Origin of the sequence: Streptococcus canis (assembly GCF_900636575.1) — a bacterium.
Lineage (GTDB): Bacteria > Bacillota > Bacilli > Lactobacillales > Streptococcaceae > Streptococcus > Streptococcus canis.
Genome location: NZ_LR134293.1, coordinates 1,805,164 through 1,820,741 on the forward strand (window position 1 = coordinate 1,805,164; position 15,578 = coordinate 1,820,741).

Sequence of the window (15,578 nt, forward strand, 5' to 3'; positions counted from 1 at the left end):
CTCGTTAGAACAAGCCTCCAATCCAATGATACGACATCCTATTTTTCTAAATTAACTTACTGTTTTTCAGACGACATTTGTCCAGCCTCATCTTTTGGACACAAGAATGGGTAATAAAAAAACCTTCCAAATAAAACTTTTGAACAGCTCCCTGTCAAGTAGACAGTCAAAAAACAAACATTCACTAGAAACTATATGGGGAGTTTTCATATGTCCAAAAGGTTTCTTGATTAGAAATATGTTTTTTAAGAGTGGTTAAACGTTTATGATTTGATTGTTGTTTGGCAACAGTAACAGTTCAAAAACTGATAAATCATCTGCTATTTTTATGATATTTCTTTATATTTAAATTAGCGGGTAGCTTTCGTTAGTATAGACCCTTTTAAATATAAATTACTTAACTAATTTATCAATTAAAAATCGGATTCCTAAAGGAACTAAAAGCATTATCCTGCCATTTACTTAATCAGTCAAGCAAATTAACATTGTCTCTCACTCTCATCATTGAAAAGAGGGATTCATTAAGTGAGACTTCTTCTTTGAGTATTACCTTAATCCTAAATAAGAGAAAAAAGCCTGCTAACCTAAGGTTAACAAGCTTTCGAAAATAAGCTTAGTATCTGTGACTACTTTTCATCAATGACTAAGCGAACTTTTTTCCCCGTAGTTGGAACCGAATAGACAATCGATCTTATCGCTGTAATAGTACGACCTTTTTTGCCGATAACACGACCGATGTCTTGAGCATCCAAGTCAAGATGATACTCTAAAAAGTCCGGAGTATCTTCAATTTTAATGGTAAGATTATCTGGTTGTGAAATCAAAGGTTTCACAATAGCGATAATAAGATTTTCAATGGTATCCATAGGCTTTTATTATTTAGAGAATCTTTGGTCGTGGAATTTAGCCATAACACCAGCTTTTGACAAGATGTTACGAACTGTATCAGAAGGTTGTGCCCCTTTAGCTAACCAATCAAGAACACGGTCTTCTTTAACAGTGATTTGGTTTTCAGCTACAAGTGGGTTGTATGTTCCGACTGTTTCGATGAAACGACCATCACGTGGTGCACGTGAATCTGCAACGTTAATACGGTAGAAAGGTTTTTTCTTAGAACCCATACGAGTCAAACGGATTTTAACTGCCATTGTTATAATGTCTCTTTTCTTTTTTAATAATTTCAAGAAATATAGCCCTGCTAATTTCTTACATGAACTAGTATAACTTAGTTCTAAAAGACTGTCAAGTTTTTTTCTTGACAGTCTTTTGAAATCTAGTAAAGGCTACTAATAATGTTCATTAAACGTTCAAAATAGGAAGTGTCTTTTGTTAATTCTTTCGATAACTGTCTCGTTAGAGCAGGTTTATCTGTGATAATTCCTTGAATTGGTTTTAATAAATAGTGCTCCATTCGACTGGAATCATTAATAGTCCAAACATAGACTTCCTTTTTCTTTCGAACAGCTTGGGTCGATAAGTAAGATCTGTAAGAAAAATCTTCAATGACATAAAAATCAACTTTTTCATCTCCAAAAAGGCCAAATTGAATAGGGATCACATAACCAGTGGTAATGGAGGGATCTTTTTTTTCAATAGCTTCCATCACTTTGAGGTTCAAAGACATGACCTTGTTTTCCTTACCAATACCAAGTTTGTGGTAGGTTTCTAAAAACAAGTCAACATAGTTATCAGGCTCAGACCCTGTTAGTTTAAGTTCAATTAAAAGTGGCATGTTTAAAGCCTTAGCCCTTTTGTAAAAGGTTTCAAACGAAACAAAATGACTTGAAAACGATCCTTGATGACTGCTTAAATGTTCAACTTCTACTAAAGTCAACTCACGAATGTTTTCATCAACACCAGCCAAGCGTTTTAAATTATTATCGTGTGACACAACAAATTGATTATCTTTGGTTAGTATTAAATCCAATTCTACGTAATCACTCTTAGCCTTCTTAGCTCCTTCCAAAGCTTCCAATGAATTTTCCACCCCAGCTGAAACAAGACCTCTGTGAGCAATAATAGTTTTTGGTGTAGGCTTTTGAAAAAAAGCTAGGCGGTCTAAAGACTGGCAAGCAAATCCTAAAGTTAATAGAACCAAAAGCACGGCGTAATATTTCTGATACTTCACTGACGTCTTTCTAGCGTCAATAGTTCTTTGTGGTACGATACCTTCCTTTAACATAATAGCAGAGCAAAGTTTCACGAAAATAGTAGCAAAAAAGATAAGTTCCCAAATCATTGTTAAAGATAGGGTCTGCACAATCACTTGATTGCCACTAGGATTAAAGAAACAGGCTAAAGCAAGAATAATGAAACTAGCGGTCAATAAAAATAAAAAGGTAATACCACTAATAGCAAGTAATTTGATCACTAAAGTTAGCTGATGCTTCTTCGTTTTCTGCCAACTTTCTTTAAAAGCCTCTTTTACTGTTCGATGCTTGATAGCCAACAAGGGCAAAAAATAAATTAAACGTAAGTTAAGGTAAAAAAGACAGGCAAAGACAACATAAAGGAGGTACTTCATCATTGCTGTTTTTGAGAGTTCCCCAACAATAAATTCTGGAACATAAAGTTTTTCGGTAATAACAGATGATAATCCTAGGTTCAAGACTGGAATTGTCAACAAAACATAAACCACAAACAGTAATATCTGGTAGCCTGAAAAAGTTTTCCAAATACGTCTTAAATAGTAAGATAGCCGCTTCTTAAAACCATTAACACTAACTTCTCGGTCAGCGATAATTCGGTACAGGGCAAAAAATTCAAGATGGATAAAGGCAGCTAATAAGAGCAAATAAGCAAATAATAAAGCAAGGGCCACAGGATTTTTCAAAAAAGTCAGAAAGTTATCCTTATCAAGATGATATTGGCCAGTAACACTTAGAATAAAATAGAAAAATTCGGATAATACAAAGTTAGCAACAGTAACAAATAATAATTGAAAAATGCTTGCCTTTATTAACCAAGATAATCTGATTTTTGTCATTGTCGATAGCAAATCGGACAAGAGTTTCATTAAAATAATCTCCTTTTATTTAAGTGGTCATTGTCATCACCCAAAAACTCCTAGTTGAACCTGGTTCAGCTAGGAATTAAGAAGTCATCAAAAAATGCCTAATCACTTCACCACCATAAATCCAAAAATAACTGAACGTTATAATAGAAATGGGTCTACAAATGAGAATAATCATCAAGAATTTCCGATAACGTATCCGGCTTAATCCTGTAATCATGATCAATGCATCTGCTGGTGCAAGAGGGGAAAGCATGTTTAGAATAAAAAAGACTTCAAACGTTTTCGTTGATAACTTTTTCTCGTAGAAGTCTAATTGCTCCTCTGTTAGAAAGAGTAAGATAAAGGGCTTGCCATACTTCCTAACGAGCTTAAATAATAGTGATGAGCCGATACAAATCCCTGTAACATTGAGGAAAAATCCCAAAACAGGTCCAAAAGCTAGAAATCCAACCACAGTGGTCACACCACCTGGAATAATGGGAATAACCACTTGAATGATTTGCAAAGCAAAAAAACTAATCGATCCAATTACTAAATGATTTTTAATCAGATAAGCTAATGCTTTAGGGTTATTTATAATATCAAGCTGTCTGACAAGAAAGACAACTAAGACAATAGAGAACAGAATTGATAAGGTACCTAACCCCTTTAACAATTTCTTCAAAAAGGCATGCGAGATACCAAGTCTATTCATAACGTAAAGCCTCAATTGGGTCTAACTTACTTGCTTTGTTGGCAGGTAACATTCCAAAAATGATACCAATAGATGCTGAGAATAAGACTGCAATCAAAGCTACATCAAGAGAAACAGACGCTCCTTCTAACTTCATGGCACTTCCTAAAGCACCTACACACAGTTGTGCCAACAAAAGACCAATTGAGCCACCCAAGATTGTTAAGACAACTGATTCAATAAGGAACTGAGCAAGAATTTTCAGACGTGTCGCTCCAAGAGCTTTTCTAAGACCAATTTCTCTTGTCCGTTCAGTAACAGAAACGAGCATGATATTCATGACACCAATACCACCAACCAAGAGAGAAATAGCTGCAATAGAACCGATAACGGTTGTCATAATGCCAAATTGATTATTGATATCAGCAATAATTTTGCTATTGTCTGGAGTCGCATATTCACCATCTTTAGTATGAGAAAGTCTGGTCAACATCTTAGCAGCCTGATTTCCTAATGCAACACTCTGTTGAATATCTTTAACGTGGATATAAATAGATCCAATTTCATTAACATTAAATTCTGATGCTACCTGTGTATTGGCCATGACAGCCCCACCAACTAAACCACCAAATGATACGGCAGTTTGATCAGTTTTATAGACACCAATGACCAAATAATCCTTGTCTGATAAACTAACAATTTTATTTAAGGCTTCTTCATACTTTCCTTTACCAAAAAGCTCGTCAGCTAAGACAGTATCTAAAAGAATAATACGGGAAAAGTTTGAATAATCCTTATCATTTAGGGTACGGCCAGCAACGATATCATAATCTTTGACCTTGAAATAATCCTTACTAACTCCTGTTATAGAAGCATTCTCCATCTTTTTCTTTTCATAAGAAATAGTAGAACTTGCCGAATTGGTAAAGTAATAAGAATCAATACCATCAACATCTCGAACGATTTGCTCTAGCCACTCCGATTTCACGTCTTGCTTATTTTCATGGCTAAATAAACCAGCATAAGGATCTTCCTCTTCTCCTTTTTCTTTAAAGTAAAGTTGAATTTCTTTTTGTTTATTTGAAAATGAGTCGGCTACACTATTTTTCATAGCAGTTCCAAGCCCCATAATAATAACGACGGCTGATACCCCAATAATAATTCCTAACATGGTTAGAATTGAGCGCATCTTGTGCCCCCAGATTGAACTAAGAGCGAATTTCCAATTTTCCATTAATCCTCCTCCTAGTTAATAATGACACTTTCTGTCGTATCAACTGTAATCTCACCATCACGGATAACAATTTTACGGGTTGCAAAATCAGCAATTTCCGGCTCATGGGTAACCATGATAATGGTTTTTCCTTCCTTATTTAATTCTGTTAGAAGTTCCATAATTTGCTGACCTGTTTTGGTATCCAGAGCTCCTGTCGGTTCATCTGCTAAAATGATAGACGGGTTATTCACTAAAGCACGAGCAATAGCCACTCTCTGTTTTTGTCCTCCTGATAGCTCCGATGGCAAATGTTTCATACGCATGCCAAGCTCTACTTTTTCAAGAAATTTCTTAGCGCGTTCACAACGTTTTGACACACTAACACCTGCATAAATGAGTGGTAATTCCACATTTTGTAAGGCAGTTAACTTAGCTAAAAGGAAAAACTGTTGGAAAACAAAGCCTATTTCTTCATTACGAACCTTTGCAAGTTTTCGATCATTAAGCACTTCTACTTCTGTACCATTTAAGGTGTAGTCTCCAGAGGTTGGCCGATCGAGCAATCCTATAATATTCATCAAGGTTGATTTACCTGAACCAGACGGCCCCATTATGGCTAAAAATTCACCTTCATAAACTGTTAAATCAATGCCCTTCAAAACTTTAAGGTCTTGGTCACCATTTTTGTAACTTTTAACAATATTTTTCAATTGCATCAATTCTTTTTTTTCATCTGGCACTACTTATTCACCCCGGATTCTTTGCTTTTTTCTTTAGAACCTTTTGATGATTTAGCATCTGTTGACTTAACGTCCTCTAGCTTTTCACCCTCTTTGATGTTTTTATCTGGGTTAGCAATAACAATGTCACCAATTTTTAGTCCCTTGCTCACTTCTTGTTGTTCAGCATCAGCATTGCCAAGTGTTACTTCGACTTTTTTAGCCTTAGCAGTGGCATCATCATAAACCCAAACATAATGTTTCTTATCTTTATTAATAACTGCTGCAACAGGAACTAGAGCATATTTTGCTTCATTAACTACTTCAACAGAAACTGTGAAACCTTGTTTAAGCTGGTTAAGTGGACTAGTGATGTCAATTTTGTAGTCATAAGTAGCCCCCGCTCCTCCTGATGAACCATTACCTCCAGCTAATGCTCCTGTACCTGCACTAGCTTCGGTTGGGTAATTGGAAACATAAGAAATTTTTCCGGTCCATTCTTGATCAGAGTACACTTTCGATTTAATTTTAACAGGTTGACCAACTTTGATATTGGCTAAGTCATACTCCGTTAAGGTTCCCTTAACTTGAAGTTGCCCTTCAGTCGCTACATGAACCAATGTCTGGCTATTCTTTGAGGAAGGATCAATATCATGATTCACTTCAACAACTGTTCCAGAAACGCCACTGACAATCACTGTATCATTTAATGCCACTTGGGCTTTATTAACTTCTGCTTGAGCATCTGCATAAGCGTCATTCAAATCTTGTAATTGCTGTGTATAGCTTGCATTTTGCTGGGCTGACGGTTGGATCGTTGTTGTGGTTTCTTGGCCTGTTTCTTCATCTTTGCTAGTTTCAGTAGTAGCTGCAGGAACGCCATACGTTTTCAGATGATTGATTTGACGTCCAATTTTATTAAGGTTTCTGACAGCGGCATCATAAGCTGCCTGTGGAGTTGTAGTACTATATTGAACCAATTGCTGACCCTGTGTCACTTGATCCCCCACTTTAACAGTCACCGTCGCATCAGCGCCTTTACTAGCATCAAAATAAATATACTCTTCTGAAAGTGCTTTGACAGTACCTGAAAGCAATGTTGAAGAAGCAATGCTTCCTTCAGTCACATTAACTGCTAAATAGGGCTCTTTGGTAGCACTGGTCGACAGGGAGTCCTGCTGCTGTTTCCATAACATTCCCCCAATAAGTACTAATGTTAATGCGGCTGCACCTGCAATAATACCTTTTGTTTTCTTTGACATGTAGGTCTTTCCTTTTCTAGACATTTCTGTCCTCCCCTTTTTGTACTATTTTTATAAGACAAGTATATGACCTTTTTAAGGTATTGTCAAGATGTTCTTTCTTGTTATTCCCGAAATCAGTCTCTAGTTGGATAAGTCTTGATTCTATTATAAATGCTTGTTGACAACGCTTTGCTTACACTTTTGTAATGATCCTAGAATACAAAATTCCCTTTTTAAATGGTTTTAAAAAGGGAATTCATTCTAAATTGGATCAATGGTAAAACAGCGGCTTTCTAAAACAGTTAGCATGGCTTCTGCTGTGTCTAAAGTTGTGAACAAGGGTACTCCCTGTTCAATAGCAGAGCTTCTAATCAGCTGCCCGTCTTTGTCAATACGGTTGGTACCAACCGTATTGACAATAGCTTGAACGCATCCACTTCGTACGAGTGAAGGAATATCGTTAGCGGTATCGCCAATTTTACCGACCAACTGTGTCTTTAAACCTTGCTCAGCAAAATAAGCTGCTGTCCCTTGGGTAGCCATTATCTGATAACCAATGGCACTAAATCGTCTAGCTAATAATAAGGCCTCTGCTTTACTATCATCTGCTATGGTAAAGACAATCTGACCAAATTCTGGCAAATGAGAGTAACTCGCTTCAAAAGCTTTATACAGAGCTTTCTCAAGACTAGTATCTGATCCCATTACTTCTCCTGTTGATTTCATTTCAGGTCCCAAGAGGCTATCTACCTGTGCCAGTTTTGTGAATGAGAACACAGGTGCCTTGATATGCACTAGCTGGCTCTCTGGATAAAGCCCATCTTCATAGCCCAAATTGCTTAATGACTGTCCTAGCATCACTTTTGTCGCAACTTGTGCCATCGGGATACCTGTTACTTTTGATAAGAAAGGCACGGTACGACTAGCGCGTGGGTTCACCTCAATGACATAAACCTGACCATCTTTGATAACAAATTGAACGTTCATCATACCCACACAATTTAAACCAAGAGCTAGACGTTTGGTATAATCCACAATGGTTTCCTGAATAGCTTTTGATAATTTCTGGGGCGGGTAAACTGCCATCGAATCTCCTGAGTGGACACCGGCTCTCTCAATATGTTCCATAATACCAGGAATTAAGACTGACTCTCCATCAGAAATAGCATCCACTTCGCATTCTTTGCCAAAGATATAGGAATCAACTAAAACGGGGTGTTCCGAACTTGCTTTGACTGCTGTTCGCATATAGGATTTAAGGTCGTTCTCATTTTCAACGATTTCCATAGCCCGTCCTCCAAGGACGTAAGAAGGCCTCACCAATACAGGAAAGCCAATTTTTCTAGCCGCTCTCAAAGCTTCTGCTTCATTGGTTGCAGTCTGACCAGATGGCTGTGGAATCCCTAAGGTTTTTAACGTCTTTTCAAATAGTTCTCGGTCTTCCGCTCTATCCAAATCTTCCAACTGAGTCCCCAAAATGGTAACACCTGCTTCAGAAAGAGCTTGAGCTAAATTGATGGCTGTTTGTCCACCAAATTGAACCACGACCCCTTTAGGCTGCTCTAATTCAATGACGTTCATAACATCTTCAAAAGTCAGCGGTTCAAAATACAATTTATCGGATACAGAAAAATCTGTGGAAACTGTTTCTGGATTAGAATTCATGATAATGGCTTCATAGCCAGCTTCTTGGATAGCTTTAACAGAATGCACCGTTGCATAGTCGAACTCAACACCTTGTCCGATTCGAATGGGTCCAGAACCAAGAACAATGACAGATTCCTTGTCAGATTTGATGGATTCATTTTCCCATTCATAAGTTGAATAGAAATATGGGGTTGTGCTTTCAAATTCTGCTGCACAGGTATCTACCATCTTGTAAACAGGGAGTATGCCATTAGCCTGTCTCAACTTCCTAATGGCTATCTGATCCTCTTGCCAAAGCTCTGCAATTCTAGAGTCTGAAAAACCATAACGTTTTGCTTTTTTAAGGCTATCAAGATTATTTTTAGTCGCTATCAGTTCCTGCTCTATTTCGACAATATGGCGTAATTTATCCAAGAAAAAGAGGTCAATTTTAGTTAAAGCAGCTAAGTCTTCAATGGCATAACCACGACGTAAGGCTTCTGATAAGTAAAATAGACGGTCATCTTGTGCTTTCACAATTTTAGCCATGAGCTGATCATCACTAACTTTACTGAGGGCTTCCATATCATTATGATGAACCCCAATTTCCAAAGAACGGCAGGCCTTTAACAATGACTCTTCAATGTTTCGGCCGATGGCCATTACTTCACCTGTTGCTTTCATTTGCGTTCCTAGGCGACGTTCCCCTTGTTCAAATTTATCAAAGGGAAAACGTGGAATCTTAGCCACTACATAGTCTAAGGCAGGTTCAAACATGGCATACGTAGTCCCTGTAACAGGGTTAATCATTTCATCAAGAGTCAGACCAACTGCAATCTTAGCAGCCAGTTTAGCAATAGGATAACCTGTTGCTTTTGAAGCAAGGGCAGAGCTACGCGATACGCGTGGGTTAACCTCAATAACATAGTAATTAAAACTATTTGGGTCTAATGCCAGTTGAACATTACAACCTCCTTCGATTTTAAGGGCTCGGATAATGTTCAGACTGGCATCACGCAAGATTTGATTTTCACTATCTGAGAGGGTCTGGGTGGGTGCAAAAACAATAGAATCTCCAGTATGAATGCCAACGGGATCAAAATTTTCCATGTTACACACAACCAAAGCATTATCAGCCGCGTCTCGCATCACTTCATATTCAATTTCCTTAAAACCAGCAATTGACCGTTCAATCAAACATTGGGTTACAGGTGATAATTTCAATCCATTAGTAGCAATGTCACGTAGTTCTTCTTCATTAACACACAGACCACCACCAGTCCCTCCCAGCGTAAAGGCCGGACGGACAATGACAGGATAGCCAATAGTATTTGCAAACGCAAGGGCCTCTTCCACAGTCGCCACAATAGCTGATTCCGGAATCGGCTGTCCCAATTCTTCCATCAATTGTTTGAAAAGATCACGATCTTCTACCTGATCAATAGCTGATAATTTGGTTCCTAATAATTCAACACCCAACTCAGCAAGAATACCAGCCTTAGACAATTTCATAGCCATGTTAAGCCCAGTCTGTCCACCCAATGTTGGTAGCAAGGCATCTGGTCTTTCTTTTCGAAGAATGCGACTCACAAATTCAAGCGTCAAGGGCTCAATATAAACCTTATCTGCAATTTCTTTGTCTGTCATAATGGTAGCTGGATTTGAATTCACCAAAACAACCTGATAGCCTTCTTCTTTCAGAGCCAGACAGGCTTGCGTTCCTGCATAATCAAATTCAGCGGCCTGACCAATAACAATGGGGCCAGACCCAATCACCATAATTTTATGAATATCTTTTCTTTTCGGCATGATATTATGATACAAAAGGCGCTTAAAAATCCGTATAAAAAGAGGAGATTGACGCTGTGCCGATGACACAAGGAAATCTATCTTTTTTACAAGGATTTTAGCCTGTGTTCAAATAAACAACCTAACGGAATGCTACTTGAAACTTGTATCTACTCCTTTCTATTTGCCATCTCTCAGCATGACATTAAATAAACCTCCGACGATAGTTATAGCGAAACGATACTTTTTGCTATAACTATTTAGTGTATGAGTTAGCAAAGGCTCAATAGAGCTTAGTGCCAACTGATAACTTGCTTTAACAAGTAAAAGTCTTGGGCAGTGCTTTTGTTAGTTTATCTCTCTGATTAATTTGAGTATTTAATTGTTCGTCTTTTCTAACTGAAAAGCATCGATCATGTCCAAAAATTCGTCAAATAAGTAGCTGGCATCGTGAGGTCCTGGAGCCGCATCCGGATGAAATTGGACTGAGAAAGCTGGAAAATCACGATGTCTAACCCCTTCAACTGTTTTGTCGTTAATATCTTCATGAGTTACCATTAAGATTTCTGGTAAACTATCTCGATCAACCGCATAGCCGTGGTTCTGGCTGGTAAAATCAATTCTGCCCGTTGCGATTTCTCTAACTGCATGATTAAAGCCACGATGACCAAAAGTCATTTTAAAAGTCTTGGCACCATTGGCTAGGCTAAAGAGTTGATGTCCCATACAAATGCCAAAAATTGGAATTTTACCCTGAACTCCCCGAATCATTTCTAAAGCCTCTGGCAGATCTTCTGGATTCCCTGGTCCATTGGATAGCATCAAACCGTCAGGATTTAGTTGGAGCACTTCTTCTGCAGTGATGTTAAAAGGGACAACGGTGATATTACATTGTCTTTTGGAAAATTCTCTTAAAATAGAGTGTTTTAAACCAAAATCAACCAAGACAATATTTTTTCCAATCCCTGGTGCTGGATAAGCCGCTTTTGTTGATACCTGTTCAATATTGTTAGTCGGTAACACTGTTGCACGAAGTTGATCTTTTAAATGCTCAATAGTATCTCCATCGTCTGCCATTGTTGCTTTCATGGTACCATGTTGCCGAATAATTTTGGTCAAAGCTCTCGTATCAATTCCCGAAATTCCTGGAATCCCTTTTATTTTCAAGAAAGCATCCAAAGTCATTTGCTGGCGCCAATTGCTTGCCAGTCGACTCACTTCAGAGACAACCACACCTTTACAGGTGGGTGAAATGGATTCATAGTCATCTCGATTAATCCCATAATTCCCAATAAGAGGGTAGGTAAAGGTTAAAATTTGCCCATTGTAGGATTGGTCAGTGATGGATTCTTGGTAGCCTGTCATTCCTGTATTAAAAACAATTTCACCAGTCACATCAATATCAGCACCAAAGGGCTCTCCTTCAAAAATAGTGCCGTCTTCTAAAATAAGTAATCGTTTTGTCATTTTCCTACCTTCCAAACATGCTTTAGTCTGTCATTACGAGTTCTTATTTCTACCATTCAAAATGGCTTCAATAATAGCCATGCGGACAAAGACACCGTTAGCCATTTGGGAGACAATTCTCGCTTTAGGAGCTTCCACCAAACTATCTGCAATTTCCACATCCCGATTAACTGGCGCTGGGTGCATAATAATAGCAGTTTCTTTTAATTGTTGGTAACGTTCCTGCGTCAATCCAAACGCTTGATGGTAACCTTCTTTTGAAAAGCTTTGATGGCCGTCATGACGTTCGTGCTGTACACGCAACAACATGAGAACATCCAACTCCTTAATAATCTGGTCAATAGCAATATAAGTTCCATAAGCGTCAAAGGCTTCTGAATACCATTCTTCAGGACCATAGAAATAAAGCTCTGCTCCTAATCTTTTGAGGATTTGCATGTTGGATTTTGCCACCCGAGAATGAGTTAAGTCCCCAGCAATCGCAATTTTTAAGCCTTCAAAGCGTCCAAATTCTTCGTAAATGGTCAATAAGTCAAGCAAACATTGACTCGGGTGTTGCCCAGAACCATCTCCTCCATTAACAATGGAAGCTGTAATAGTTGGACTTTCCACCAATTCCTTGTAATAATCATCTTCTGAGTGGCGAATCACACAGATGTCTGTTCCAAGTGCACTCATGGTTAGTACGGTATCATATAAACTTTCTCCCTTATTAACCGCACTTGTATCAGCGTTAAAGTCAAGAACTGTCAAGCCGAGTTTTTTCTCAGCCACTTCAAAAGATTTATGAGTTCGAGTTGAGTTTTCAAAAAATAAATTGGCAACAAGATATTTTTGATAATCTGGAAGGGCAACCTTACCAGCCTTATATTCTGAACCACGGTTGATGAGCCCTAAAACTTCTTCATTAGTCAATGCTTCCATTGAAACTAAATTGGTAAGTGCAACACGATTATTTACAACTGACATGATTATCCCCTTTATCACTAACGACTAAATATGTAGCATAACGACATTCTTCTTATTTTTCAGGAAGAACCTGATATAAGATAATGCCAAGGAGTGTCGAGAAGGCAACACCTGAAATTTGAAGGCCATTAACTTGAAGCATCAAACCTCCAATTCCAGAAACTAAAATGACACTGGCAATCAATAAGTTTTTCTTATTATCCATATCAACTTTGGATTCAATCAAGATTTTCAGACCACTAGAAGCTATCACACCAAACAAGGCAACTGATATACCTCCAATAACTGGTGTTGGAATGGATTGAATTAGAGCTGATACCTTGCCAATAAAACTGAGGAGGCCAGCAATCACTGCTGCACCTGCAATAACATAGACTGAGAATATTTTATTCAAAGCCATTACACCAATATTTTCACCGTAAGAAGTAACCGGAGGTGCTCCTAAGAAACCCGCAATGATTTGAGCAAATCCATCGCCGGTTAAAGTCTTTTCAAGTCCTGGATCTTTGAAATAATCTCTCTTTGTCAAGCTATTTAAGACCATAATATGTCCAAAGTGTTCAGTCATTGTTACAAAAGCAATGGGGGCCATGGTTAAAATAGCACTTGGATAGAATCTGACCCCATAGGTTAGGAAAGGAATTTCTACCGCTGGAATACTCAACCATTTAGCTTGTGCCACATTTGTCAAATGAACAATCTCTTGACCAGTTACCAGACCAACCAAAAGCGCCACCAAGTAACCAACTAATAATCCTAATAAGATAGGAACAATAGCGACAATGCCCTTACCATAAATGTTGAAGAAAATCACTGCCAGCAAGGTCACTAGTCCAATAATGAAATAGGTCAAGTTATAGTGACCGTCTTTAAGCATTACATCACTAACAGCTGTGGAAGCTAGACTAAGACCGATAACCATAACGATTGGTCCAACAACAACTGGTGGAAGAATTCTATCAATCCAGTCATTACCAATGGCTTTAACGACCAGAGCCACAATCAGGTAAACCAGACCTCCCGTCATGGCTCCTTGAGCCACAGCACCAATGCCATCTGTCTTCATCAGTAACTGCATGGCTGCAATATAAGCAAAACTTGATCCCATATAGGCTGGAATTTTAAATTTAGTCACCGACAAGTGGGCAAGTGTTCCTAAACCACTCGATAAGAGAGCCACAGACGGGTCAATTCCAACTAAGATAGGAACAAGGACCGTCGCTCCAAACATGGCAAACAAATGCTGAAAGGACAAACCAATTAAAATCCCTGCTTTTGGAATTTCTTCTACATCATAAATGACATCTTTCACAATAAAATCTCCTTCTTATGTTGGGTCAACAATGCTAACACAATCACGGCCATCAACTTCGACAACCTCAACAACAATTTCTTCTGCACTACTTGTTGGAATGTTTTTCCCAACATAATCCGCACGAATCGGTAATTCTCGGTGTCCACGATCCACCAGAACAGCTAAACTAACACGAGCAGGTCGCCCTAAGCTCACCAGATTATCAATAGCGGCACGAATGGTGCGACCAGTATAAAGAACATCGTCCACCAAAATCACATCCTTGCCTGTAATATCTACCGGCATCAGGGTTGTGTCTTTTGCAACTTTCATATCGTCTCGAAAAGGCTTAATGTCTAACTCACCAATCGGTAAATCCAATCCTTCTAATTGATGTAGTCTTTCTTGAATGCGACGAGCTAGAAAAACACCTCGCGTTTTGATACCTGCCAAAACCACATTGTCCAGCTGCTTGTTACGCTCAATAATCTCATAAGTAATACGGGTAATGGCGCGCTTCATTGTCACATCATCAACAATTTCCTTAGATTTCATGTTGAAACCTCCTCTAAAAATTCAATAAAAAAATCTCCTTGACAACAAGGAGATTCAGCAAAATATAGCACAATTAGGTACAATCGTGCACTTTTTCAGTTCTGTCTCCTTGACAGCCTCACGGGACTGTTTTAAAGGAATATTTTATTTCCACCAGTATAGCAAAAAAGAAAAATAATAACAAGCTTTTTTCCAAAAAAATAAGTCTTAAGACCTATTGATTTTGTACTGTGACAATAGTACAATAATGTTAAAGAAATGAAAGCGAGAGATTCCTATGCAATCTAAAACTTGGACGTTAACCCACAAACAAACCATTCAACTTCTCACTGCTTTTGGAATTGGCTTATCCTTACTCTTTTTAGTTTATTTCCAGCAACACCCTAACTTCTTTGCTGTGGGAGGCACTTTTCAAGCCTACCTCGTCAAACTTGGTATCTTAGCTCCTTGTTTATTTATCCTTATTCAGATTATTCAAGTTGTTTATCCAGTTATCCCTGGGGGCTTGACCTGCGTCTTAGGCCATGTCGTCTTTGGGCCTTTCCTAGGCTTCATTTATAATACCGTTGGTATTTTTATCGGCTCTCTCATTAGTTTCTTACTGGCTCGAAAATACGGTGAACAATTTGCTAAGGCTTTTGTTTCTGGAGAAACCTACAGCAAGTACATCCCTTATCTAGATAAGGGAAAATACTTCGAACGTTTCCTAGCTGCCGCTTTTATTCTACCTGGTTTCCCAGATGATTTTCTCTGCATGGTCGCTGGACTTGGCAACATGTCACTCCGCAAATTTACAATGATTTTCTTACTTGCTAAACCGATTACCCTCTACATCTACACTGTGCTCACTTACCAAGGTATCCAGATCGTTGGTCAAGTCTTACAACCTTAACCAGACGTGACCATAACTTGTCTGACTGATTCCTTACTCTGGCTCTTCCTTTTCGCCCTGCTTTAATCACTGATTAAGACAGGGTTTTTAGATAAAAAAATGAGGACGGAACCTGCTGT

13 protein-coding genes are annotated in these 15,578 nt (G+C 38.4%); 1 reads left to right on the plus strand and 12 read right to left on the minus strand.

Annotation, left to right across the window (positions count from 1 at the left end):
- Positions 1-626: 626 nt before the first annotated feature.
- From EL097_RS09135 to pyrR, 12 genes are all read right to left on the minus strand, one after another.
- Positions 627-866 (minus strand): KH domain-containing protein, encoded by a 240-nt coding sequence (locus tag EL097_RS09135; RefSeq protein WP_003048106.1) that lies wholly within the window; start codon positions 864-866, stop codon positions 627-629.
- Between the two features lie 9 nt (positions 867-875).
- The gene (gene rpsP / locus EL097_RS09140; RefSeq protein ID WP_003048104.1) at positions 876-1,148 is read right to left on the minus strand and encodes a 30S ribosomal protein S16; all 273 of its coding nucleotides are present in this window, start codon (positions 1,146-1,148) and stop codon (positions 876-878) included.
- Positions 1,149-1,273: 125 nt separating this feature from the next.
- Complete coding sequence (locus EL097_RS09145) at positions 1,274-3,016, minus strand: glycerophosphoryl diester phosphodiesterase membrane domain-containing protein (RefSeq protein ID WP_099983062.1); 1,743 nt, start codon at positions 3,014-3,016, stop codon at positions 1,274-1,276.
- A gap of 76 nt (positions 3,017-3,092) precedes the next feature.
- Positions 3,093-3,710, minus strand: a complete 618-nt coding sequence (locus tag EL097_RS09150; protein ID WP_003048101.1) for a TVP38/TMEM64 family protein — start codon at positions 3,708-3,710, stop codon at positions 3,093-3,095.
- A complete protein-coding gene (locus tag EL097_RS09155; protein WP_003048100.1) occupies positions 3,703-4,923 on the minus strand; it encodes an ABC transporter permease in 1,221 nt (406 codons plus the stop codon). The genes EL097_RS09150 and EL097_RS09155 overlap by 8 nt, the downstream gene beginning before the upstream one ends.
- A gap of 11 nt (positions 4,924-4,934) precedes the next feature.
- The gene (locus EL097_RS09160) at positions 4,935-5,645 is read right to left on the minus strand and encodes an ABC transporter ATP-binding protein (protein WP_003048099.1); all 711 of its coding nucleotides are present in this window, start codon (positions 5,643-5,645) and stop codon (positions 4,935-4,937) included.
- A complete protein-coding gene (locus EL097_RS09165; RefSeq protein ID WP_003048098.1) occupies positions 5,645-6,910 on the minus strand; it encodes an efflux RND transporter periplasmic adaptor subunit in 1,266 nt (421 codons plus the stop codon). The genes EL097_RS09160 and EL097_RS09165 overlap by 1 nt, the downstream gene beginning before the upstream one ends.
- Positions 6,911-7,129: 219 nt before the next feature.
- On the minus strand, positions 7,130-10,303 hold the full coding sequence (gene carB, locus EL097_RS09170; RefSeq protein ID WP_099983061.1) for a carbamoyl-phosphate synthase large subunit: 3,174 nt from the start codon (positions 10,301-10,303) through the stop codon (positions 7,130-7,132).
- Between the two features lie 357 nt (positions 10,304-10,660).
- Positions 10,661-11,749 carry a carbamoyl phosphate synthase small subunit gene (locus EL097_RS09175; RefSeq protein WP_003048073.1) on the minus strand — a complete coding sequence of 363 codons (1,089 nt, stop codon included), beginning with the start codon at positions 11,747-11,749 and terminating at the stop codon, positions 10,661-10,663.
- Between the two features lie 33 nt (positions 11,750-11,782).
- The gene (locus EL097_RS09180) at positions 11,783-12,718 is read right to left on the minus strand and encodes an aspartate carbamoyltransferase catalytic subunit (RefSeq protein ID WP_003048071.1); all 936 of its coding nucleotides are present in this window, start codon (positions 12,716-12,718) and stop codon (positions 11,783-11,785) included.
- A gap of 52 nt (positions 12,719-12,770) precedes the next feature.
- Positions 12,771-14,030 carry a uracil-xanthine permease family protein gene (locus EL097_RS09185; protein ID WP_003048069.1) on the minus strand — a complete coding sequence of 420 codons (1,260 nt, stop codon included), beginning with the start codon at positions 14,028-14,030 and terminating at the stop codon, positions 12,771-12,773.
- Between the two features lie 15 nt (positions 14,031-14,045).
- On the minus strand, positions 14,046-14,567 hold the full coding sequence (gene pyrR, locus EL097_RS09190) for a bifunctional pyr operon transcriptional regulator/uracil phosphoribosyltransferase PyrR (RefSeq protein ID WP_003048067.1): 522 nt from the start codon (positions 14,565-14,567) through the stop codon (positions 14,046-14,048).
- 277 nt (positions 14,568-14,844) lie between these two features.
- Here pyrR and EL097_RS09195 point away from each other — a divergent pair, with 277 nt between their 5' ends.
- The gene (locus EL097_RS09195) at positions 14,845-15,459 is read left to right on the plus strand and encodes a TVP38/TMEM64 family protein (RefSeq protein WP_003048065.1); all 615 of its coding nucleotides are present in this window, start codon (positions 14,845-14,847) and stop codon (positions 15,457-15,459) included.
- The last annotated feature ends 119 nt before the right edge of the window (positions 15,460-15,578 follow it).

What these genes read in the sequence shown, in the direction of transcription:
- EL097_RS09175 (WP_003048073.1), bottom strand. Translation starts at nt 11,749, where the DNA reads ATGACAAAACGATTACTTATTTTAGAAGACGGCACTATTTTTGAAGGA.
- carB (WP_099983061.1), bottom strand. Translation starts at nt 10,303, where the DNA reads ATGCCGAAAAGAAAAGATATTCATAAAATTATGGTGATTGGGTCTGGC.
- EL097_RS09155 (WP_003048100.1), bottom strand. Translation starts at nt 4,923, where the DNA reads ATGGAAAATTGGAAATTCGCTCTTAGTTCAATCTGGGGGCACAAGATG.
- EL097_RS09180 (WP_003048071.1), bottom strand. Translation starts at nt 12,718, where the DNA reads ATGTCAGTTGTAAATAATCGTGTTGCACTTACCAATTTAGTTTCAATG.
- EL097_RS09150 (WP_003048101.1), bottom strand. Translation starts at nt 3,710, where the DNA reads ATGAATAGACTTGGTATCTCGCATGCCTTTTTGAAGAAATTGTTAAAG.
- EL097_RS09195 (WP_003048065.1), top strand. Translation starts at nt 14,845, where the DNA reads ATGCAATCTAAAACTTGGACGTTAACCCACAAACAAACCATTCAACTT.
- EL097_RS09135 (WP_003048106.1), bottom strand. Translation starts at nt 866, where the DNA reads ATGGATACCATTGAAAATCTTATTATCGCTATTGTGAAACCTTTGATT.
- EL097_RS09165 (WP_003048098.1), bottom strand. Translation starts at nt 6,910, where the DNA reads ATGTCTAGAAAAGGAAAGACCTACATGTCAAAGAAAACAAAAGGTATT.
- pyrR (WP_003048067.1), bottom strand. Translation starts at nt 14,567, where the DNA reads ATGAAATCTAAGGAAATTGTTGATGATGTGACAATGAAGCGCGCCATT.
- rpsP (WP_003048104.1), bottom strand. Translation starts at nt 1,148, where the DNA reads ATGGCAGTTAAAATCCGTTTGACTCGTATGGGTTCTAAGAAAAAACCT.
- EL097_RS09145 (WP_099983062.1), bottom strand. Translation starts at nt 3,016, where the DNA reads ATGAAACTCTTGTCCGATTTGCTATCGACAATGACAAAAATCAGATTA.